The organism is Blautia faecis (assembly GCF_020554845.1).
In the GTDB taxonomy this organism is placed as follows: domain Bacteria; phylum Bacillota; class Clostridia; order Lachnospirales; family Lachnospiraceae; genus Blautia_A; species Blautia_A faecis.
Genome location: NZ_JAJCIA010000005.1, coordinates 105,086 through 127,966, shown reverse-complemented (window position 1 = coordinate 127,966; position 22,881 = coordinate 105,086). Strand labels below are relative to the sequence as shown.

Annotated in this window: 21 protein-coding genes; 19 read left to right on the top strand and 2 right to left on the bottom strand. The window is 45.3% G+C overall.

Going from position 1 to position 22,881, the window contains the following annotated elements; all coding sequences use genetic code 11:
- The first annotated feature begins 14 nt into the window (after positions 1-14).
- The 6 genes from atpG (at position 15) to LIZ66_RS04255 (ending at position 6,795) form a co-directional block, all read left to right on the top strand.
- Positions 15-869 carry an ATP synthase F1 subunit gamma gene (atpG, locus tag LIZ66_RS04280; RefSeq protein WP_195590908.1) on the top strand — a complete coding sequence of 285 codons (855 nt, stop codon included), beginning with the start codon at positions 15-17 and terminating at the stop codon, positions 867-869.
- Between the two features lie 222 nt (positions 870-1,091).
- Positions 1,092-2,495 (top strand): F0F1 ATP synthase subunit beta, encoded by a 1,404-nt coding sequence (gene atpD / locus LIZ66_RS04275; RefSeq protein WP_148461013.1) that lies wholly within the window; start codon positions 1,092-1,094, stop codon positions 2,493-2,495.
- Between the two features lie 12 nt (positions 2,496-2,507).
- Positions 2,508-2,909 (top strand): ATP synthase F1 subunit epsilon, encoded by a 402-nt coding sequence (atpC, locus tag LIZ66_RS04270; protein ID WP_118582140.1) that lies wholly within the window; start codon positions 2,508-2,510, stop codon positions 2,907-2,909.
- Positions 2,910-3,249: 340 nt separating this feature from the next.
- Positions 3,250-4,716, top strand: coding sequence for a sodium-dependent transporter (locus tag LIZ66_RS04265; RefSeq protein ID WP_173770104.1), 1,467 nt, complete (start codon positions 3,250-3,252; stop codon positions 4,714-4,716).
- 45 nt (positions 4,717-4,761) lie between these two features.
- Positions 4,762-5,955, top strand: a complete 1,194-nt coding sequence (locus tag LIZ66_RS04260) for a pyridoxal phosphate-dependent aminotransferase (protein ID WP_173735282.1) — start codon at positions 4,762-4,764, stop codon at positions 5,953-5,955.
- A 129-nt stretch (positions 5,956-6,084) separates the two neighbouring features.
- Entirely contained in the window at positions 6,085-6,795 is a 711-nt protein-coding gene (locus tag LIZ66_RS04255; protein ID WP_148461016.1) for a glycosyltransferase family 2 protein, read from the top strand.
- 299 nt (positions 6,796-7,094) lie between these two features.
- Here LIZ66_RS04255 and typA read toward each other — a convergent pair whose 3' ends face one another.
- Positions 7,095-8,930 (bottom strand): translational GTPase TypA, encoded by a 1,836-nt coding sequence (gene typA, locus LIZ66_RS04250; protein ID WP_118582152.1) that lies wholly within the window; start codon positions 8,928-8,930, stop codon positions 7,095-7,097.
- 275 nt (positions 8,931-9,205) lie between these two features.
- Between typA and LIZ66_RS04245 the strand changes: the two genes are divergently transcribed.
- The 12 genes from LIZ66_RS04245 (at position 9,206) to LIZ66_RS04190 (ending at position 18,973) form a co-directional block, all read left to right on the top strand.
- Positions 9,206-9,829 carry a single-stranded DNA-binding protein gene (locus LIZ66_RS04245; RefSeq protein WP_118582155.1) on the top strand — a complete coding sequence of 208 codons (624 nt, stop codon included), beginning with the start codon at positions 9,206-9,208 and terminating at the stop codon, positions 9,827-9,829.
- Between the two features lie 266 nt (positions 9,830-10,095).
- On the top strand, positions 10,096-10,599 hold the full coding sequence (locus tag LIZ66_RS04240) for a cob(I)yrinic acid a,c-diamide adenosyltransferase (protein ID WP_118582158.1): 504 nt from the start codon (positions 10,096-10,098) through the stop codon (positions 10,597-10,599).
- Positions 10,600-10,623: 24 nt separating this feature from the next.
- Positions 10,624-11,517: a 4-hydroxy-tetrahydrodipicolinate synthase gene (dapA, locus tag LIZ66_RS04235; RefSeq protein ID WP_118582161.1), complete on the top strand. Its 894-nt coding sequence runs from the start codon at positions 10,624-10,626 to the stop codon at positions 11,515-11,517.
- A gap of 173 nt (positions 11,518-11,690) precedes the next feature.
- Positions 11,691-12,449: a 4-hydroxy-tetrahydrodipicolinate reductase gene (dapB, locus tag LIZ66_RS04230; protein ID WP_148461017.1), complete on the top strand. Its 759-nt coding sequence runs from the start codon at positions 11,691-11,693 to the stop codon at positions 12,447-12,449.
- A 364-nt stretch (positions 12,450-12,813) separates the two neighbouring features.
- The gene (locus LIZ66_RS04225) at positions 12,814-13,176 is read left to right on the top strand and encodes a transporter substrate-binding domain-containing protein (RefSeq protein ID WP_408611494.1); all 363 of its coding nucleotides are present in this window, start codon (positions 12,814-12,816) and stop codon (positions 13,174-13,176) included.
- A gap of 291 nt (positions 13,177-13,467) precedes the next feature.
- Positions 13,468-14,118: an amino acid ABC transporter permease gene (locus LIZ66_RS04220; RefSeq protein WP_118582170.1), complete on the top strand. Its 651-nt coding sequence runs from the start codon at positions 13,468-13,470 to the stop codon at positions 14,116-14,118.
- Positions 14,119-14,859: an amino acid ABC transporter ATP-binding protein gene (locus tag LIZ66_RS04215; protein WP_207741815.1), complete on the top strand. Its 741-nt coding sequence runs from the start codon at positions 14,119-14,121 to the stop codon at positions 14,857-14,859.
- A gap of 6 nt (positions 14,860-14,865) precedes the next feature.
- Positions 14,866-16,569 carry an N-acyl-D-amino-acid deacylase family protein gene (locus LIZ66_RS04210; RefSeq protein WP_195380088.1) on the top strand — a complete coding sequence of 568 codons (1,704 nt, stop codon included), beginning with the start codon at positions 14,866-14,868 and terminating at the stop codon, positions 16,567-16,569.
- 205 nt (positions 16,570-16,774) lie between these two features.
- Positions 16,775-17,221: an LptM family lipoprotein gene (locus tag LIZ66_RS04205; RefSeq protein WP_118582182.1), complete on the top strand. Its 447-nt coding sequence runs from the start codon at positions 16,775-16,777 to the stop codon at positions 17,219-17,221.
- A 146-nt stretch (positions 17,222-17,367) separates the two neighbouring features.
- The gene (gene hisA, locus LIZ66_RS04200; RefSeq protein WP_195380089.1) at positions 17,368-18,138 is read left to right on the top strand and encodes a phosphoribosylformimino-5-aminoimidazole carboxamide ribotide isomerase; all 771 of its coding nucleotides are present in this window, start codon (positions 17,368-17,370) and stop codon (positions 18,136-18,138) included.
- A gap of 94 nt (positions 18,139-18,232) precedes the next feature.
- The gene (gene hpf / locus LIZ66_RS04195; protein WP_118582188.1) at positions 18,233-18,760 is read left to right on the top strand and encodes a ribosome hibernation-promoting factor, HPF/YfiA family; all 528 of its coding nucleotides are present in this window, start codon (positions 18,233-18,235) and stop codon (positions 18,758-18,760) included.
- Positions 18,761-18,808: 48 nt separating this feature from the next.
- Positions 18,809-18,973 carry a hypothetical protein gene (locus LIZ66_RS04190; protein WP_173770386.1) on the top strand — a complete coding sequence of 55 codons (165 nt, stop codon included), beginning with the start codon at positions 18,809-18,811 and terminating at the stop codon, positions 18,971-18,973.
- A gap of 3 nt (positions 18,974-18,976) precedes the next feature.
- Here LIZ66_RS04190 and LIZ66_RS04185 read toward each other — a convergent pair whose 3' ends face one another.
- A complete protein-coding gene (locus LIZ66_RS04185; protein ID WP_187565128.1) occupies positions 18,977-19,597 on the bottom strand; it encodes a 4'-phosphopantetheinyl transferase family protein in 621 nt (206 codons plus the stop codon).
- A 237-nt stretch (positions 19,598-19,834) separates the two neighbouring features.
- Between LIZ66_RS04185 and secA the strand changes: the two genes are divergently transcribed.
- Positions 19,835-22,411, top strand: coding sequence for a preprotein translocase subunit SecA (gene secA, locus LIZ66_RS04180; protein ID WP_148461021.1), 2,577 nt, complete (start codon positions 19,835-19,837; stop codon positions 22,409-22,411).
- Positions 22,412-22,881: the final 470 nt, after the last annotated feature.

The window sequence follows — 22,881 nt, the reverse complement described above, 5'->3', positions numbered from 1 at the left end:
AAGGAGGACTTTTTATGGCTGCAAACATGAAAGCGGTAAAGCTGCGGATCAAAAGTGTGCAGAGCACTATGCAGATTACCAAGGCAATGGAGCTTGTAGCATCCTCCAAACTGCGTAAAGCAAAAGAAAGGGCGGAAGTCTGCCGGCCCTATTTTGAGACTATGCATCAGACTCTGGTGGATATTGCACAGGGGAATACAGATTTTTCTTCTGTATATGCCAGAGAATCCGGGAATGAGAAGTGCTGCTATGTACTGATCGCCGGAGACCGTGGTCTGGCTGGCGGATATAACACCAACTTGTTTAAATGTCTGGAAGCAGCCTCTGTGAATCAGGATTTCCTGGTTCTTCCCATTGGGAAAAAGGCTGTGGAGTATTCGAAGCGAAATGGATTTGCCTGTGTTACAGAAAGCTTTGGCGAAATTGCCGATGTTTCTGTTGCAGACTGCTTTGAGATGGCGAATCTGCTCTGCGGGGAATTTAAGAAGGGAGAATTTGGACACATTGATCTTTGTTACACAAAATTTGTTTCCATGCTTTCCCAGCAGCCATCAGCGATACCGGTGCTGCCTCTGAAGGACCTGACAGATGAACAGGATACAAAGAGCATCCGGAATCTGATTCTGTATGAGCCGGATGCGTCGGAAGTATTTGATGCCATCGTTCCAGAGTATCTGGCTGGTTTGATCTATGGTGCGGTTTGTGAGAGCGTAGCCAGTGAGCTGGCTGCAAGACGTACCGCCATGGAGGCTGCGACCAACAATGCCGAGGAAATGATCGAGAAGCTGAATCTGCATTACAACCGGGCACGTCAGGCAAGCATCACGCAGGAGATCACAGAGATTGTTGGAGGTGCGGAGGGAGTATAAGATAGGTGCAAAATATATTGCTGCCACGAAAAAGACAGTATTTACAATAGTAGTTGATATTTTGCATTTATAGAATATTCATCCGCGTGCTGGCTGGACAAAAAATAAGATATAGTGAAAAATATAACGAAATATCACTATATGGATTTTTCGGATGGTCAGTCACAGAAATAATGATGATTATGAAGGATTTTACCCTTCAATCTATAAGGAGATTGCTAAATGAGCGAAAAACACATTGGCGAGGTGGTGCAGGTAATCGGTCCGGTACTGGATATCCGGTTCGGGCATGACGAGCTGCCGGCACTTCTCAATGCCATCGAAATTGATCATGAAGGCACAAAGCTCACAGCAGAGGTTGCTCAGCAGATCGGGGATAATACGGTACGCTGTATCGCCATGAATTCCACCGATGGTCTGGTAAGAGGAACCAAGGCTGTAGATACTGGTGAACCCATCAAGGTTCCGGTTGGAGAAGAGTGCCTTGGACGAGTATTTAATCTTCTTGGTGATCCGGTAGACAATCTTCCGGCACCAGAGACGAAAGAGCACTGGGCAATCCACCGTCCGGCACCATCCTATGAGGAGCAGATGCCGGCAACCGAGATCCTGGAGACCGGTATCAAGGTCGTTGACCTGATCTGCCCGTATGCAAAGGGTGGTAAGATCGGTCTGTTCGGAGGTGCTGGTGTTGGCAAAACAGTTCTTATCATGGAGCTGATCCACAATGTTGCCACAGCACACGGCGGACTTTCCGTATTTACAGGTGTTGGAGAGCGTACCCGTGAGGGTAATGACCTTTACAATGAAATGAAGGAAAGCGGCGTTATCGACAAGACTGCACTGGTTTATGGTCAGATGAACGAGCCGCCGGGAGCACGTATGCGAGTTGGTCTTTCCGGACTGACTATGGCAGAGTATTTCCGTGATGTGAAGAATCAGGACGTGCTTCTTTTCATTGATAATATTTTCCGTTTTACACAGGCTGGCTCAGAGGTTTCCGCACTTCTTGGACGTATGCCTTCCGCTGTAGGTTATCAGCCAACTCTGGCTACTGAGATGGGTGCCCTTCAGGAGCGTATCACTTCTACCAGAAAGGGTTCCATCACATCTGTACAGGCTGTTTATGTACCTGCCGATGACCTTACAGACCCGGCTCCGGCTACTACATTTACCCATCTGGATGCGACCACCGTACTTTCCCGTGAGATCGCCAGCCAGGGTATTTATCCGGCAGTGGATCCGCTTGATTCCACCAGCCGTATCCTTTCCCCGGAGGTAGTTGGACAGGAGCATTATGAGATTGCACGTGCAGTACAGAGAGTTCTGCAGCGTTATAAAGAACTGCAGGATATTATTGCAATTATGGGTATGGATGAGCTTTCAGAAGAGGATAAGCTGACAGTAAGCCGCGCGCGTAAGGTGCAGCGATTCCTGTCACAGAGCTTCTCTGTAGCAGAGCAGTTTACAGGTATGCCGGGACAGTACGTTCCGCTGAAAGAGACTCTCCGTGGATTTAAGATGATCCTGGATGGCGAGTGCGACAGTATTCCAGAGAGCTGCTTCCTGTTTGCCGGAACTATTGACGATGTATTTGAGAAAGCAAAAAATAACCAGAATCAGTAAAGGAGGCTGCCTATGAGGACATTTCCCCTTAGAATCGGTACCCCCGACGGCCTGCTTTTTGAGGGAGAGGTGCAGCGCATTGTGTGCCGCAGCATTACCGGTGATCTGGCAATCCTGGCAGGACACTGCAACTTCTGTACCGCTCTTGGAATGGGCGAGGCCCATGTGATACTGGAGAATGGCACCAGCCGCAGTGCAGCCTGCATCGGTGGCATGCTCACCGTAATGGATGGCAATTGCAGTCTTCTTGCAACCACCTGGGAATGGCAGGAGGACATCGACGCCGACCGCGCTGGAAAAGCCAAAGAGCGTGCCCAGGAAAAGCTGGCCAAGGGTGGACTTTCCGATAAGGAATACAAGATCGTTGAAGCCAAGCTGCAGAGGGCGCTGGTGAGACTTAGTGTGAAAAGTTAAGGAATAATGAAAGAGGACAGTTTTGCCTGGAAAATGGTGTTTAAGGTGAGACTGTTCTTTTTATGTATAAAAGTTTGCGGACACCAATACATTGGTCTCTGTTACTGCGAAAAAAATCGTAAATTATCACCAATGATTTATTTTCGACTTTAAAACGTCAAATTTCCATCACATAAAAGCGTTGACATAAAAGTGTGGGCGCGTTACAATAAGATATCAGGAAAAATATGAAAAAGGGCTGGATATAACCGGTCCTTTTTATTACTTTCCAACAAAAACAAAGCCTGGAAGGTGCAGCTGCCAGGCACTATAAAATGAAAAAGAAAACAAGGGGGACGATTTGAAAGAACGAGAAACCTTTGGATCACGGCTGGGATTTATCCTGGTCTCTGCAGGATGCGCCATTGGACTTGGAAACGTGTGGAAGTTTCCGTATATGGCGGGAAAATATGGTGGAGCGGCATTTATTCTGATTTACCTGATATTTCTGGTTTTGTTGGGATTGCCAGTACTGGTATGTGAATTCGCAGTAGGACGTGCAAGCCGTAAAAGCACGGCAAGGGCATTTCACGACCTGGAACCGGAGGGCGCCAACTTCCATAATTTCAGCTACATGAGCATGGTTTCCAACTATGTGCTGATGATGTTCTACACCATGGTTGCAGGATGGATGCTTTACTACTGTTATGCAATGGCAGCCGGCAAACTGGACGGGAAAGATTCTGCACAGGTGGCAGACTATTTTACAGGACTTCAGGATTCAGCTGGTACAATGACTTTATGGATGATCATTGTAGTTGTTTTATCCTTCGGAGTGTGCTCTTTGGGAGTGCAGCGTGGCCTGGAGAAAATCACAAAAGTAATGATGATATGTCTTCTGGCGCTGATCGTAGTGCTTGCGGTTCATTCGCTTACGCTTGACGGAGCGATGGAGGGAGTGAAATTTTACCTGGTGCCGGATTTTGCCGCTATGGCCGAGATCGGAATCGGAAATGTGATCTTTGGGGCACTGTCGCAGGCATTTTTTACATTAAGTATTGGTGCAGGCTCTATGACGATTTTCGGAAGCTATCTTGGAAAGGATAGATCCCTTCTGGGAGAATCTCTGCATATTACGATTCTGGATACCTTTGTCGCATTGATGGCAGGATTGATCATTATTCCGGCATGCTTCGCATTTGGTGTGGAGCCAGGAGCAGGCCCGGGACTTGTATTTATTACATTGCCTAATGTATTTAACCAGATGACAGGAGGGAAAATCTGGGGAGCTCTGTTTTTCCTGTTTATGTCCTTTGCCTCCCTGTCTACTGTAATTGCGGTCTTTGAAAATATTATATCCTATTCAATGGACAGAAAAGGCTGGAGCCGTGGAAAAGCTGTTATAGTCAACATGGTGGCAATGATCCTTCTTTCTCTGCCGGCAGTATTTGGCTTCAACATTTTGTCAGGAATACAGCCGCTTGGAGCAGGAACGAACATCATGGATCTGGAAGATTTCATTGTATCCAATAATATTCTTCCACTGGGTTCTGTAGTATTTGTAATGTTCTGCGTGTCCAAATATGGCTGGGGCTGGAAGCGCTTTATTAAAGAGGCGGATACCGGAGAAGGGCTGAAATTCCCTGCAAACGTACAGAAATACATGCTGTATGTGATTCCGGCGATTGTAGTTGTGATTTATCTGAAAGGATATTATGATATGTTCAGCCCGAAGGGACCGGTTGTGCTGACCGTGTGGATGATTGTGAGTCTGCTGGTGCTGGGACTTGTAGGATGGATTATATTTGGGAAAAATAAGACGAAATAATAGAGAAATCTTAATAAGAAATAAGCAAAAGAGGAGTGACATAAAATGATAGCAGAAAAAATGAAACCATATGTAAAAAACAATTCTGCAATCCGTATGATGTTCGAGGAAGGCAATCGCCTTCGCGCGATTTACGGACCGGAAAATGTATTTGATTTCAGCCTTGGAAATCCAAGCGTTCCCGCACCGGATTGTGTTCGTCAGGCCATTATTGATCTGGTAAATGAGGAAGAACCGACAGTTCTCCATGGCTATATGAGCAATGCAGGATTCGAGGATGTTCGCCAGACAATTGCAGAGTCCCTGAACCGTCGATTTGGCACTTCTTTTGCAGCAAAAAATCTGATCATGACAGTTGGTGCAGCCAGCGGATTGAACGTAGCATTTAAGACAATCCTGAATCCTGGAGAAGAGGTGATCGTTTTTGCACCTTATTTTCTGGAGTATGGTGCATATGTACGCAATTATGACGGCAATCTTGTGGAAATCTCACCGGATACTACCACATTCCAGCCGAATCTGAAGGAATTTGAGGAGAAAATCACACCGAAGACCCGTGCTGTCATTGTGAATACTCCTCACAATCCGACTGGAGTTGTTTATTCAGAAGAAACAATCAGGAAACTTACGTCAATTCTGGAAGCGAAGCAGAAAGAATTTGGCACAGTGATTTACCTGATTTCTGATGAGCCATATAGAGAACTGGCCTATGACGGCGTACAGGTACCCTATCTGACAAAATATTATGCAAATACAATCGTAGGCTATTCCTACAGCAAATCCCTTTCTCTTCCAGGTGAGCGTATCGGTTATCTGGTTATTCCAGACGAGGCAGACGGAAGCGAGGAACTGATCGCAGCAGCAGCCATTGCTAATCGTACTATCGGCTGCGTAAATGCTCCATCCCTGATCCAGAAAGTAATCGCGAAATGCGTAGATGCAGAGGTAGATGTGGCAGCTTACGACAAGAACCGCCTTGCTCTTTACAATGGACTGAAAGAACTGGGATTTGAATGTATCAAGCCACAGGGAGCGTTTTATTTATTCGTGAAATCTCCAGTTACAGATGAAAAAGCCTTCTGCGAAGCTGGCAAAAAATACAATATCCTTATGGTGCCAGGAAGCTCCTTTGCCTGCCCTGGATATGTAAGACTGGCTTATTGTGTATCGTATGACACGATTATGAACTCTTTGCCCCAGTTTGGAAAATTAGCAGAAGAATTTGGGCTGAAAGCGTGATTTCTGTGTACCGCGAAGCGTGTAGCAGTGAAGGTACTGAACAGTTACAATATGATATATAAAGTACGGTTAAAGATATGCTGTTAAAGCTTAAAGCCTGTTTGAAAAATCAGTAAATGGGAGGAAGTTATGTCCAGTTTATATATCGTAATTCCGGCATATAATGAATCGGAGAATATTGAGAAAACCATTGACCAGTGGTACCCAGTAGTGGAACGTCATAACGACGAGGGAAATTCCAGACTGGTGATTATTAACGATGGAAGTAAAGACAACACCTACGAACTTCTGCAGAAATGTGCCGCTACAAGACCCCTTCTTGTCCCACTGGATAAACCAAACGGCGGTCACGGTCCTACAGTACTTTATGGATATCGCTACGCCATCCGGCAGAAAGCCGATTATATTTTCCAGACTGATTCCGACGGTCAGACCAATCCAGACGAATTCGAGCCATTTTGGAACCAGAGGGGCCGGTATGATGCAATAATCGGCAGCCGCGCTGTACGTGGCGACGGAAAATCCAGAAAATTCGTAGAGAATGTTGTATGCTTTCTGCTGAGAATGATCTTCGGTGTAAAAGTTTCCGACGCCAATGCGCCGTACCGCCTGATGAAATCCAGCCTGGTAGCCAAATATATCGACAAACTCCCAGAAGATTTCAACATCCCCAACATTATGTTTACAACATACTTCGTCCATTACAAAGAGAAAGTTAAATTCATTGAAATCACCTTCAAACCCAGACAGGGCGGAACTAATTCCATTAATGTGAAGAAGATTGTGAAAATTGGCTGGAAGGCTGTGAAGGACTTCTATAAACTAAAAAAAGAATTGTAAGGGCTTGCCTTTCCAGTAACCAGCGATTTTGCAATGTATATTCGCAAGCCGCGCATTTTAGGAGCGGTTTTAGTGGAGGCGAGATCCATGACTTACGGAGACTTAGGCGCGAAGGCTTTTCTGAGCGTCTTAGTCTCCGTAAGTCATTAGCTTGCCGGAACACCTGGACGCGCGGCGGTGAATATACATTGTGAAATCGCGTCCGGAATAACGACCAACTCACTAAATCGCAATTATACAAAAGAGCAGATAAATCTTACTCAACCTAAGATCTATCTGCTCTATTTTCTTATAATCCCTTACGCATTTTTCTTAATAGAAGCTCTCTTACGATCACGGGAATCCAGAATCTTCTTACGGATACGAAGGCTGCTTGGAGTAACCTCCAGAAGCTCATCTGTATCGATAAACTCAATAGCCTGCTCCAAACTGAGAACTCTTGGCGGAGTCAGTTTCAGTGCCTCATCAGCAGAAGAGGAACGAGTATTGGTCAGATGCTTGGTCTTGCAGACATTCAGCTCGATATCCTCTGCCTTGCCATTCTGTCCGATAACCATACCACTGTAAACCTTTGCACCAGGTCCGATAAATAAAGTACCACGCTCCTGAGCTGCAAACAGACCATAAGTAACAGCCTCGCCGCCCTCGAAAGCAATCAGGGAACCCTGTTTACGATACTGGAAATCTCCCTTATATGGAGAATAGCCATCAAAAATAGTATTGATAATACCAGTTCCCTTTGTGGAAGTAAGGAAATTTCCTCGGAAACCAATCAGTCCACGGGAAGGAATGTGGAACTCAAGACGAACGGAACCGTCGCTTGCAGTGCTCATTCCCTGCAGTTCACCCTTACGCTCGCTGAGCATCTGGATAACGGTACCGGAAAATTCCTCCGGAACATCAATGTAGGCAATTTCCATTGGCTCTAATTTCTTGCCACGTTCATCAATTTTGTAAAGTACCTCTGGCTTGCTGACTGCAAATTCATATCCCTCACGTCTCATATTCTCAATAAGAACGGAAAGATGAAGCTCACCACGTCCGGAAACCTTAAAGCACTCAGTTGTCTCAGTGTCTTCTACGCGAAGGCTGACATCTGTGTTCAACTCTCTGTAAAGTCTGTCACGGAGATGACGGGAGGTGATGTATTTACCCTCCTGTCCTGCAAGCGGGCTGTCATTTACCAGGAAGTTCATGGCGATAGTCGGCTCAGAAATCTTCTGGAATGGAATTGCCTCCGGGTTATCTCCGCCGCAAAGGGTATCTCCGATATGAATTTCAGCAATACCGGAAATTGCAACAATTGATCCGATAGTTGCCTCTTTTACCTCAACTTTATTCAGACCGTCAAACTCATAAAGCTTGCTGATCTTAACCTTCTGTTTTTTGTCCGGATCGTGGTGGTTCAGAAGAGTAAGCTCCTGGTTTACGGCAATAGTGCCGCTCTCAACCTTACCAACGCCGATACGTCCAACATATTCGTTATAATCAATGGTACTGATCAGTACCTGTGTGTCTGCATCCGGGTCTCCCTCCGGAGCCGGAATGTATTTCAGAATAGCCTCAAACAGCGGCTCCATGTTCTCTGGTGTATCCTTCAGATCCAGAACAGCGTGTCCTGTTTTTGCAGATGCATAGAGGAATGGGCAGTCGAGCTGCTCATCGGAAGCACCAAGATCCATAAGAAGTTCCAGAACCTCGTCAACAACCTCGTCTGGCCTTGCTTCTGGACGGTCTATCTTATTAATGCAGACGATTACGTGCAGATCCAGCTCAAGAGCTTTTTTCAGAACGAATTTGGTCTGAGGCATAGCGCCTTCGAAAGCGTCAACCAGAAGGATAACGCCGTCTACCATTTTCAGTACACGCTCAACCTCGCCGCCGAAGTCAGCATGTCCTGGGGTATCGATAATGTTGATCTTTGTGTCTTTGTAATGAACTGCTGTGTTCTTGGAGAGAATTGTGATACCACGCTCTCTCTCAATATCGTTGGAGTCCATGACACGTTCCTGAACCTCCTGATTGGCACGGAAAACACCGCTCTGTTTCAGAAGCTGGTCTACCAGAGTGGTTTTACCATGGTCAACGTGGGCAATGATGGCTACGTTACGTACATCTTCGCGTTTCGTCTTCATAAAAATCGAAATCCTTTCTTTATCGGGCAGAGGGATTCTGCCTCTTTCTTTCCATATTAATGTAGTTTCTTCTTTATATTGTCCAAAACCTCAGTTTACCACATTTTTCGCGAATTACAAGGTGTTGAAAAAAATTTTTGAATTTCTATGAAAAAAATATTTTAAATTTCTGGTTCTAAACAGGGTGATTTTCTCATAGATATTATAGACCAACAAGTAAGACAAGTATTATATGTCTGCAGAAAAAAGTGAAAATAAGGAAGGAGAACTACAACATGGCAGATAAAATTATTGAAAACAATCAGGTTTCCATCACGGGAAAAATCGTTACAGGTTTCACATTCAGCCACCAGGTTTACGGAGAAGGATTTTATACCATGGATCTTCTGGTAAAGAGGCTTAGCGATTCTGAAGACAGGATTCCGGTGATGGTATCTGAAAGGCTGGTGGACGTTACCCAGGATTACGTGGGACAGTATGTGGAAATTCACGGACAGTTCCGTTCCTATAACCGTCATGAAGAAAAACACAACCGGCTGGTGCTTTCCGCATTTGCACGGGAATTAAAATTTCTGGAAGAAGAGGATTCTCTGGCACCGGTAAACCAGATTTTCCTGGACGGATATATCTGTAAGCCGCCTGTTTACCGGAAAACACCGCTGGGAAGAGAGATTGCCGATCTGCTTCTTGCAGTGAACCGACCTTATGGAAAATCAGATTACATACCGTGTATTTGCTGGGGACGAAATGCCCGCTATGCTTCAGCCTTTGAAGTGGGCGGTCATGTACTGATCTGGGGCAGGATCCAAAGCAGGGAATACATGAAGCGAATCGGGGAAAATGAGACACAGAAGAGAATCGCTTATGAGGTATCGGTGAGCAAGCTGGAGTATGTGTAAACCAACTGCAGTGGCGGGAAATACGCCATGGTCTGCTAGTTGCTTTATGGAAGGCAGCCAGCCCAATTTTTCTCCAAGTTTCTTCTGCTTGCATTTCTGCTGGTTTTGCGGTAATATAAGCATATTAAAAATGGCGCAGTTTGCGGTTTCTATTTGCAAAGCGCGATATCTGAATGAATGGTATCATTTGCGGAGACGGCATTGCGAGGAATGTTATTGATCTATGGCAGACGGTAACATTATTTTTAACAATAAGAGGAATCAGTATGGAAAAAGAAATAACAGAAGTATATTGCGGAAATGGCAGAGGTAAGACCACACTGGCAATTGGTCAGGCACTGCGGGCATCTTCTCAGGGCAAAAGTGTGATCATCATTCAGTTCCTGAAAGGAAATGAACGGCGCGAGCTGGACTTTCTGGAAGAACTGGATCAGCTGGATATCAAGATCTTCCGCTTCGAAAAGATGGAGACCTGTTACGACCAGTTGAATGAGGAAGAGCAGGTTGAAGAGGAGCGCAATATTCTCAATGGTTTAAATTTTGCCCGTAAAGTGATTGCTACACAGGAATGTGATTTCCTGGTACTGGATGAAATTCTGGGACTTCTGGATAAGCATATTGCTACTGTTGATATGGTTGTCGGGCTTTTGAAACAGAAGGACGAATCTATGCATTTGATACTTACAGGAAATCGGGTAGACCCTGGCATTTTGGATTATGTGGACAGTGTGACTACCATTACCACTCTTGGAAGAGAGCAGAACTCATGATAAAGATGAATAGGAGGAAATAATATGGCAATTTTCAAAGGTGCAGCCGTTGCAATTGTAACCCCGATGCATGAAGATGGAAAGGTAAATTATGAGAAACTGGAAGAACTTCTGGAATATCAGATTGCGAACAGCACAGATGCAATCGTTATCTGCGGCACTACAGGCGAGTCTTCTACATTGACACACGGAGAACATCTCCAGACCATCAAATTTGCAATTGACAAGGTAGCTGGAAGAGTTCCTGTTATTGCAGGTACCGGTTCTAATTGCACAGAGACTGCAGTCATGATGTCGCAGGAAGCTGCTTCTTATGGCGCTGATGCACTTCTGATCGTGACTCCATATTACAACAAGGCAAGCCAGAAGGGTCTTATCCGTCATTATACAGAGATTGCCAATTCTGTACCGGAAACTCCGATCATTATGTATAATGTGCCAAGTCGTACAGGCTGCAATATCCAGCCTGCTACAGCAGTTGCTCTTGCGAAGAATGTGAAGAACATTGTGGGAATCAAGGCTGCAAGCGGAGATCTTTCCCAGATCGCCAAGATGATGTCCATGGCTGACGGAGCTCTCGAGCTTTATTCCGGAAATGATGACCAGGTACTTCCGATTCTTTCCCTTGGCGGACTTGGAGTAATCTCTGTTTTATCCAATGTTGCTCCGAAGAATACACATGACATGGTTATGAAATTTATGGAGGGAGACCTTGCTGGTGCTGCCAGACTTCAGCTTGAGGCTGTTCCTCTTATCAATGCACTGTTCTGCGAGGTAAACCCGATTCCGGTTAAGACTGCCCTGAACCTGATGGGCTGGAAAGTGGGACCGACCCGTATGCCTCTTTGTGAGATGGAGCCGGAGAACGAGGAGAGACTGAAAAAAGCTCTTGCTGATTACGGAATTAAGCTTGCATAAATAATGTTGAAATCCCGGACAGAGCCTGTCAGCTCTGGTGTGCGGCAGCATATTGTCTGACAGCGGCTGACGGGATTTCTTTGTAATATGTAAGCAGAGAAAAACAGAGCGCGTATATTGTTGAAATAATTTTTACAAGCTCGTTAATTTACAGTAAGAAAGGAAAAAATAAAATGGTTAAAATTATCATGCACGGATGTAACGGTCATATGGGACAGGTTATTTCCAATATTGTTGAGAAGGATGCAAATGCCCAGATCGTAGCAGGAATCGACATTGCAGACCAGGGGAAAAACAGCTATCCGGTATTCACAAACATTGACGATTGCCAGGTGGAAGCAGATGCTGTTATCGATTTTTCCTCCCCGAAGGCTTTTGATAAGCTGATGGACTACTGCGAGAAGAAAAATATGCCGGTAGTTCTTTGCACCACAGGTTTAAGTGAAGAGCAGCTTGCAAGAGTAGAAGAGAGTGCAAAAAAGATCGCCGTTCTGAAATCTGCCAACATGTCCCTTGGAATCAATACTCTTTTGAAACTGGTTCAGGATGCAGCTAAGGTTTTGGCAGCAGCTGGTTTTGACATGGAGATTGTAGAGAAGCACCATAACCTGAAAGTGGATGCACCAAGCGGAACAGCTCTTGCCCTTGCAGATAGTCTGAACGAGGCAATGGACAACCAGTATCATTACGTATATGACCGCAGCCAGAGAAGAGAGAAACGTGACGCTAAGGAGATCGGTATTTCCGCAGTTCGCGGAGGCTCTATTGTTGGCGAGCATGAAGTGATTTTTGCCGGACCGGATGAAGTGATCGAATTTAAGCACACAGCATATTCTAAGGCTGTATTTGGCAAGGGTGCTGTAGAAGCAGCGAAATATCTTGCCGGAAAACCAGCTGGAAGATATGATATGAGCAACGTGATCGAAGGTTAACAGAAATATACAAAAATTGTAAAATGCATACAAAATAATTGCTGAATTTATGGATTTACAGATAGCAATGTGTTTGCTATAATTCCATCATAAGTTGCAACGGAGCAAACTACTTAGAGAGTTTGCTCCGTTTTTTGCGTTTATGGTATGGCAGGTCAGAGTATTTGCTGATAAAGCATTTTTGCACTTGTTTCCATAACGTACCGAAACTTCATAAGAGAGAAATGCAATATCGCATTTCTGCCATGCAGAAAGGGCTGCCACAGGGCGGTCCTTTTTGCGTTAGTAAAGCTGGAAATTGGGATAGCATAACTGCGATGGTCTGAAGGTTGCCGTAAAAGAGGGCGCAACTTCTTATAATGTAGTGCAGAGCTTTCTGGATGAGAATCCGGATGTTTCCTATGAGATTGTTCAGTACAAGGATACAGTAGGATGTGTATCAGATCTTCTGGCTGGTCGTGTGGACGTTGTGGTAAACGACCTTTTGAACCAGAAGATCCTTTCCCAGGAATACGAAGGTGCCAAAATCGTGTGTGATCCATTTACCCACGCAGAGAACGCCATTGCCGTACAGAAGGGAAAAGATGATCTTCTTGCATTTATCAATGAATGTATTGACGAGTATTATGCAGACGGCACTTATGATACACTCTGGACAAAATGGATCGATGCTTCCGGTGAGGGAGAAGAAGCAGCTGCAGCAGAAGATGCGGAAACCGCTGAATAAAACAGGCATATACTTCTATGCAGAAAACAAGTTGCTGTGAACAAAGTGAACAGTAACCGGAAAGTTACTGTTCACTGGTAACATTCCGCGAGGTGTTTTTGTGAACAAAGTTCACAGAAAACCCGAGAATTAAGTTTGCGCAGCAAACGCTACTTCTTGTGCTTGTCACAAGAAGGTTCGTCTTTCTGTGCATCGCGAAGCGCGTTACTGGTCACGGAGTGAACAGTAATACCGGAAAAGTAAGGAAGAAAGGATAAACCGGCTATAATTACTGGTCACAGGGGAAATAGTATGGTAACATTGAAATGGTCACTTGTATTTGACAAAATGACATCACTGCTCCAGGGATGCGCAGTGACGATGGAAATATCGGTTCTCACGCTTATTTTTGGTACGATTCTGGGCGTTGTGCTTGCGCTGATGAGGGACAGCCATATAAAAGTGGTATCCAGACTGGCACAGCTGTACATCTGGATCTGGAGAGGAACCCCGCTGATGGTGCAGGCATTTCTGATCTATTTCGGTTTGCCAAACCTGGGCATTACTTTCAGCGCTATGACAGCAGGTGTGCTTTCCATGTCTTTAAATACAGGCGCATACATTGCAGAAATTGTCCGTTCCGGTATCCATGCTATTGACCCGGGGCAGAGAGAAGCAGCCAAAGCACTTGGAATGCCCTGGCATCTGGAAATGCTTCGAATTGTGGCACCACAGGCAACCAAGATCTGCATTCTTCCTCTTGTAAACCAGTTTATTGCCACCATCAAAAATACCTCTATTTTGTCCGCCATCACTTTGACAGAGCTGACAAGAGAGGGAACCCTGATCGCTTATAATTCTTTCCACTATTTTGAGCCGTACATAGCTGTTGCGGTATTATATCTGATCCTGACAACTATATTTACCCAGATTGCAGGAGTTTTGGAAAGGAGGATGGCATAAATGGCAGAAGATGTTATTTTAAGTGTAAAAAATATCAGCAAAAGCTTTGGGGATCTTCAGGTGCTGAAGGAAATCGGTTTTGACATACATAAAGGGGAAAAGATTGCAATCCTTGGTCCCAGCGGTTCTGGTAAATCCACAATTCTCCGGTGTATCAACCAGCTGGAAACCTACGACAGCGGCGAAATCGATTATATGGGAAAACCTGTGAATTCCGGTCAGGCACTGCATGAGCTGCGGCAGCATATTGGAATGGTTTTCCAGAGATTTAACGTTTTTACCCATATGAGTGTGCTGCAGAATGTGATCGAGGCACCGGTCCATGTGAAAAAAGTTCCCAAACAGGAGGCAATTGCAAAGGCAAAAGATTTGCTGAAAATGGTTGGGCTGGAAGGCAGGGAAGAGGCAATGGCAAAGAATCTTTCCGGCGGCCAGCAGCAGAGGGTTGCGATCGCAAGAGCAATGGCTATGAATCCGGAAGTGATCCTTTTTGATGAGCCTACCAGCGCACTGGATCCGGAACTGGTTGGAGAGGTCTTAAGTGTTATCCGTAAAGTAGCAGCGGAAGGAGTATCCATGGTCATTGTCACCCATGAGATGAATTTTGCCAGAGAAGTAGCGGATCGGATTTTGTTTATGGAAGATGGCGTGATCGTGGAGGATGCGCCTCCGGAAGAGTTTTTTGAGCATCCGAAGAATGATCGTATTCGTCAGTTTATCAGGAAAGTTGAGGAAAGGTAATTCGGGATGGACTACATAATCAAAGATGGCTGGATCGTAAATGGGAAAAAGGAAAAGCCATTTCATGGAGATCTTGTAATAGAAAATGGGAAAATTGCGGAAGTGGGAACTCATGTGGAGATTCCAGCCGATTTTCCAAAAGAGCGTGTTTTGAATGCGGCCGGTGGTTATATAACCCCCGGCTTCCTTGACATTCACAGACACGGAGACTGGCAGGCCTTTGGAAACGGGGATGATGAGCTTTTGAACCGGCAGGGACTGACGACTGTTGTGAATGGAAACTGTGGGCTTTCGGTGGCTCCGGCCGGGGAGAAATTTGGGAAAGAGATTGCCAGATTTCTCAGCAGTGTGACTGGGGATTTTCGTTGGGGAAAAGATGAAAATACAGATGATACCGAAGGTGTACTTTTCTCAAAAAAGAAAGAGGAGTCTTGCGGAATTTCAGAGAAAGAAATCGAGATAGCTGCTCTTAGAATTATGTCAACCATGTCCGCCTACATGTCAGCTCTTGGAAAAGAAAAGCGCAGCGTCAACACTGGAATGCTTGCAGGAAATGGAACCATCCGCGCCAGTGTAAAAGGCTATGCTTCCGGGAAGCTTTCCAAGGAAGAATTACATCAGGTGTGGAAGGCTGTGGAGGAAGCTCTGTCAGCAGGAGCGCTTGGAATCAGCCTTGGAATTGCCTATGCCCCGGAATTTGAATATGACAGAGATGGGCTTGTGGAAGCACTGCAGCCCTTGAAGGGGACGGACATTCCCATTACCACCCATATCCGAAATGAAGGAGATGGAATCCTGCTGGCTCTGCAGGAAGTGATTTCCGTGGCGGAAGAGCTGCAGATTCCCTTGCATGTAAGCCATATGAAGTGTATCGGGCGGAAAAACTGGGGCGGGACTCCGGTGAAAATCCTGAAGCTGTTTGACCAGGCGGCAGAGCGGGGCGTGAAGGTGGATTTTGACCTGTATCCCTATCTGACTGGTTCCACCCAGCTGGTACATCTTCTTCCCCCACAGTTTCAGGAGGGCGGTACCGATGCAATCTGCGCAAGGCTGGCAGATCCGTTTTGCAGGAAGGAGATTACGAAGGTGCTGAAGCAGCCTTCCGATATTTTTGAGAACATTGTGGAGCTGGCTGGCTTTGATATGATCTATGCCAGCACTTTACATACGGAGAAATTCGGCAGCTTTGCAGGACAGTCTATTGCGAAGATCGCAGAGCAGTTTGGACAGGATCCTTATGATACCCTGTATGACATTCTCCTGGAAGAGCGCTGCCAGGTTACCATGCTGGATACCATTGCCTCAGAGGAGGACATGCTGTATTTTTTGAAAGACAGCCGGGCAAATCTGATCTCAGATGCGATCTATCCCGCAGGGGGCAAATATCATCCCAGAGTTTACGGGGCTTTTCCGAAGCTGCTTACCGCTTATGTGCGTGATAAAAAGATTTTTTCCATAGAAGATGCTGTGTATAAGATGACGGCAAAACCGGCGCATGTTCTGGGTCTTCCTCTGGGAATCCTGGAAAAAGGAATGCCCGCAGATATCAATGTATTTCATCTGGACCGGTTAAATGTTCATGCAGATTTCCAGAATCCAAACCAGTATTGTACAGGATTTGATTATGTGCTGGTGGGCGGAGAGATTGCGGTAGCCCATGACGTGTGGAGAAATTCCAAAAGCGGCAGGATCGTGCGGAAACAACAGTGATAAGTGAAGAATGGAAATGTCCGGATTGATGGATTTTTAAAATGTAAATTTCTTCCAGAATAGTTTCTTTCTCATCTGTACATATTAGGAGCATACAGCAATGTTTACTGTTCGCAGGCTGAGTTCCGCCAGGCGGAACGGTCATTTTCGCGAAAGTGGACAGTAACGTGTTTTCAGCTGAAAATAAGAAAAGGAGACAGATGAGATGAAAAAAATGAAACGAATGCTCATAGGTACTTTGCTGGTATTTACATTATGTATGCTTACAGCCTGTGGAAATGACAATAACAATGCAGCGGATGAGGTTCAAAATAATGCAAATGAGGACGCCATTGATAAGGATAACGTGGAGAATGGAACTGCAGAGGATGAAAACATGGTGGATGACGCGGGCGACAGCGTAAATAATGGTGCAGACGGAGCTGGAACTGCTGATACCGCAGTACCAGATGATGCAGGCACTGCCGGAGATGCAGATGTTCCCGGTGATAATGTGACAGACAATAACAATTCCGTTTCCGGTGCTCTCGGAGAAGGTGTGGAAGAATTAGGTGATGGAGTAGCTGATGGTGTCCGTGATGTTGGTGAAGGTGTGGGCAACGCTGTAGAAGATGTTGGAGATGCTGTGGATAATGCAGCGAATGGAAGATAATAAAAAAATAGAGGTAAAATGAAAAGGTGTTGAATGAAGAGAGGTGTTTCATTCAACGCCTTTTTGTGATATGATTTCAATAAATTTGTGAGCAAAATACAGGATAGCTACAACTTAATTACAAATGCAAGAAAAGGAGGATCATCATGAAATTTCGTCCCTGCATAGATATACATAATGGAAAGGTAAAGCAGATCGTAGGAGGAAGTCTGAAGGATGAGGGAAACCAGGCACAGGAGAATTTTGTGTCAGAGCAGGATGCAGCTTTTTATGCTTCCTTGTATAAAGAAAAAGGTCTGAAGGGAGGACATATTATCCTTCTGAACAGTGCGGATTCTGAATACTTCCAGGCTACAAAAGCCCAGGCCATGCTGGCCCTTGACGCTTATCCAGGAGGTCTTCAGATCGGAGGCGGTGTAAACCCGGACAATGCGGCAGATTATCTTGCTGCTGGAGCCAGTCATGTGATCGTCACCTCCTATGTGTTCCGTGATGGCCATATTTCCTGGAAAAATCTGGAGAAGATGGTAGATGCAGCCGGAAAAGAACACCTTGTCCTTGATCTCAGCTGTCGTAAAAAAGAGGATGCATACTATGTAGTCACAGACCGCTGGCAGAAATTTACAGAGGAGGAGGTAACTCTGGAACTGATGGAAAAGCTGGGTGCCTATTGCGATGAATTTCTCATCCATGCAGTGGATGTGGAGGGCAAGGCAAAAGGTATAGAAGTTTCCCTGGCGAAGTTGCTTGGTGAATACAATGGGCACCCAGTCACTTACGCTGGCGGCGTTGGCAGCATGGAGGATATCCAGACCCTCAAAATGGCAGCAGGCGGAAAACTGGATGTGACGGTAGGAAGTGCCCTGGATCTGTTCGGTGGCACCATACCATTTGAAAAATTGATAGGTAATTTATAAATGTGAAAAAATTCGTAATTTTTTCAGAAAATGATGTTAATTTTTAGAGTAATGTGTTATAATATACCCATCAAACAGCAAAGGGGATGGAAGCATGAAATTCATTATCAGCGGAAAGAACATCACAGTGACAGACGGGCTTCGTACAGCAGTAGAGGATAAGCTCGGTAAACTGGAAAGGTATTTCACTCCTGACACTGAAGTTGTCGTAACTCTTAGTGTAGAAAAAGAAAGACAGAAAATCGAGGTGACGATCCCGGTTAAGGGCAACATCATCCGTTCCGAGCAGGTCAGCAACGATATGTATGTATCAATCGACCTTGTAGAGGAAGTAATTGAACGTCAGCTCAGGAAATACAAGAACAAGATCGTAGATAAGCAGCAGTCAGCTGCCAACTTCCAGAAAGCATATCTGGACAAGGATTATGAAGAGGACGAAGAGGTTAAGATCATTCGTACCAAGAAATTCGATATCAAGCCTATGTATCCAGAAGATGCATGTGTCCAGATGGAACTTCTTGGACATAATTTCTTCGTATTCTGCAATGCAGAGACTGATCAGGTGAATGTAGTTTACAAGCGTAAGGGGAATACCTACGGACTGATCGAGCCGGAGGATTAATAGAGATATATCCGTTTGAAAAATAAAACAGGTGAATAGGAAGGGCGTGTGAAAAAACGAAAGTTTTTTCACATGCCCTTGTTTTTTTGCTTTGACGGAGCAGCTGGAATTGGTCTGGCACTGCTGCAGCTTCATCTGGCAGAAACGGATCAGTATCATGTGACCAGATTTCTGGATGATCCGTTCCCTGATGAAAAAATTATAAAAGTTTGAATTTTAAAGTAATTCTTCAGCAAGCTCCCTGGCGGATAGTACGCGGACAGGGAGCTTGCTTTCGTCATAAATACTGTAGGCCAGAAATCCGGTTCCATTTTCTAATGGGATGGTATGGGTGTGCATATCCGGATGTAGAGTGAGAATCTCCCGGAAATTTCCGGTGATCCCTTCTCCGGTAAGTTTGACGGCGCTTTCCTTCATAGCCCAGATCCGGCAGAAATCCTGGGGGGACTTTAGGAAAATAAGCTCCTCCTGAGTGCAGACTCTTCGGATAAGAGATTCCCGGGGCTCGGTGAGCTTCTGGATATCCAGACCAATTTCTCTGTCATGCAAGGCACAGCCTACGAAATTTCCGCTGTGGCTGAGATTAAAAAACGGCATATTTTCCCCACGGAAAAATGGTTTCCCAGAAGAGGTTTTCTGGAAATCCGGGATTTCCCGGAAACCATATTCCTGTTTAAGTCCATAACGCAAAAGCAGCCAGGCCAGGGCAGAACGCTTCTGGTCTTCCGGCAATTTAAAATGCTGAACATATTCCCTGCGTGCAACAGGCAATGAGAAAATCATCTGGTGAAGCAATTCGTTTGAAATTAAGTCCAGTTCCTGAAAAAGATAAATCATATAAAAATTCTCCTAAAACATAAAATAATTTGAGGCTGATTTGGGGTATAAATTCATTTTACTTTAATATATCATATGGGAGACATATTTTGTTCATCAAATATTTATTGTTTTCCATGACAAAAAGTGTTAAAATAGACTGGTATGTTAAACAAAATAAATAATTTTAAATGAAATGAAATCAGTTATATTACACAATATAGCATCTAAAAAGATAGACAGGAGTATAAAAGCTAAATGAACATGTTTTCAAAAGTTTTCGGAACCCGCAGCCAGCGAGAGGTTAAGCGTATCATGCCTCTCGTTAAGAAAATCGAGGATCTGCGTCCCGAAATGCAGAAATTAACCGACGAAGAACTTCGTGGTAAGACAAGAGAGTTTAAGAAACGCCTGGAAGAGGGAGCTACCCTGGATGATCTTTTACCAGAGGCATTTGCTACCGTCCGTGAGGCTGCCAAGCGAGTACTGGGAATGGAGCATTTCGAAGTACAGCTCATCGGTGGAATCGTACTTCACCAGGGTCGTATTGCCGAGATGAAAACTGGTGAAGGTAAGACCCTTGTAGCTACATTGCCATCCTATCTGAATGCCCTGGAAGGCAAAGGTGTTCACGTTGTCACAGTCAATGATTACCTGGCGAAACGTGATGCCGACGAGATGGGACAGGTTCACAGATTCCTTGGGCTGACTGTAGGCGTAGTTCTGAACGACATGAAGCCGGAAGAACGCCGCGAGGCATATAACTGTGATATTACTTATGTTACAAATAACGAACTTGGATTTGACTATCTTCGTGATAACATGGTTATCTACAAGGAGCAGCTGGTACAGCGTGACCTTCACTACTGTATCATCGACGAGGTCGACTCCATTTTAATCGATGAGGCTCGTACTCCTCTGATCATTTCCGGTCAGAGCGGCAAGTCCACCAAGCTGTATGAGGTTTGCGATATCCTTGCACAGCAGCTGGAGCGTGGAGAAGCCAGCCATGAGATGACTAAGATGGCAGCCATCATGGGTGAGGAAGTTATCGAGACTGGTGACTTTGTTGTAAATGAGAAGGATAAGATTGTCAACCTTACCGAGCAGGGTGTGAAGAAGGTTGAGAAATTCTTTAATATTGAGAATCTTGCAGATCCGGAGAACCTTGAGATCCAGCACAACATTATCCTTGCACTTCGTGCTCATAATCTGATGCACCGTGATCAGGATTACGTTGTAAAAGATGACGAGGTTATGATTGTTGATGAGTTTACCGGACGTATCATGCCGGGCCGTCGTTATTCGGATGGTCTCCACCAGGCAATCGAGGCGAAAGAGCATGTTAAGGTAAAACGCGAGAGCAAAACTCTTGCAACCATCACCTTCCAGAACTTCTTTAACAAATACGATAAGAAAGGCGGTATGACCGGTACTGCCCTTACTGAGGAGAAAGAGTTCCGTGATATCTATGCTATGGACGTTGTTGAGATCCCGACCAATAAGCCGGTTCAGCGTAAGGATTTAGATGATGCCGTATATATGACAAAGAAAGAGAAATTCAATGCAGTTGTCCAGTCTGTAAAGGAAGCTCATGAGAAGCAGCAGCCTGTACTGGTTGGTACTATTACCATTGAGACTTCTGAGCTCATCAGCCGTATGCTGAAGAGAGAGGGAATCCCGCACAATGTATTGAATGCCAAGTTCCATGAGCTTGAGGCTGAGATCGTAGCACAGGCGGGTCAGGCCGGTGCAGTTACCATTGCAACCAATATGGCAGGTCGTGGTACAGATATTAAGCTTGATGATGTATCAAGAGCAGCTGGCGGTCTGAAGATCATCGGTACAGAGCGTCATGAGTCCAGACGTATTGATAACCAGCTGCGTGGACGTTCCGGACGTCAGGGAGATCCGGGAGAATCCCGCTTCTACATTTCCCTGGAGGATGACCTGATGCGTCTGTTCGGATCTGAGCGTCTGATGAAGGTGTTCACTTCCCTTGGTGTAGCTGAGAATGAGCAGATCGAGCACAAGATGCTTTCCAATGCAATCGAGAAGGCACAGGAGAAGATCGAGTTTAACAACTTCGGTATCCGTAAGAATCTTCTTGATTACGACCAGGTTAACAATGAGCAGCGTGAGATCATCTACAAAGAGCGTCGCCAGGTACTGGATGGTGAGAACATGCGCGATGCCATCTACAAGATGATTACAGATATTGTAGATAATGCAGTAGATATGTGTTTCTCTGAGGATGTAGATTCTGAAGAGTGGGATCTGAATGAGTTCAACAGTGTTCTCCGTCAGATCATCCCAATCGAGCCGCTTACATCTGAGAAGGTTAAGGGTAAGAAAAAGAATGAGATGAAGCATCTGATCAAGGAGGAGGCTGTGAAGCTTTACGAGGCGAAGGAGTCCGAATTCCCGGAGCCAGAGCAGCTGCGTGAGCTTGAGCGCGTTATCCTTCTGAAGAGCATTGACAGCAAGTGGATGGATCACATTGATGACATGGAGATTCTCCGCCAGGGTATCGGTCTGACTGCTTATGGACAGAGAGATCCGGTTGTTGAGTATAAGATGGCCGCATTTGATATGTTTAACAGCATGATCACTTCCATTCAGGAGGACACCGTCAGAATGCTGTATCATGTTCATGTGGAGCAGAAAATCGAGCGTGAGCAGGTGGCTAAGGTTACTGGTACTAACAAGGATGATTCCAGTGTTCGTAAGCCGGTTCAGAGAAAAGAAATTAAGGTTTATCCGAATGATCCGTGTCCTTGCGGAAGCGGTAAGAAGTATAAACAGTGCTGCGGCAGAAAGACTGCTAATGTTTAAATCAGAGTGACTAGAGAGAGCGAATTTCCAGAGGCGGGAGGTCTTGGAAATTCGCTCTTTTGCTATTTAGTGTGTTGAAAGTTGTTCAAGGCGGACGCATTCGGACAATGGTGATTGCTCACTCGCCGGCGCAACGCTCCAGCGAACTAACTGCTAACTGCGACTAAATCGTTCAGGAGAGCCTTCACGATTAAGTCTCCGTAAGCAGTGGATTTCGCCTACGCTAAAACCGCGCCTGAAATGGCTCGCTAGAGCAATCACCATTGCCCGAATGCTGTGTACTGGATGGGACTTATCTGTACATAGGAACTTTCAACAGGTGGGGAGGGTGAGTGACTGGTTTCCCTATACTGTATCGGAAACAAAAGTTTATGGGAATTTTGCCGGAAATTAGCGGCTTTTATAATTTCTATGAAGTATTTGCACATTCTTAGGGCTGTTTTGCAAACAAAGAACTTGACATATTATTT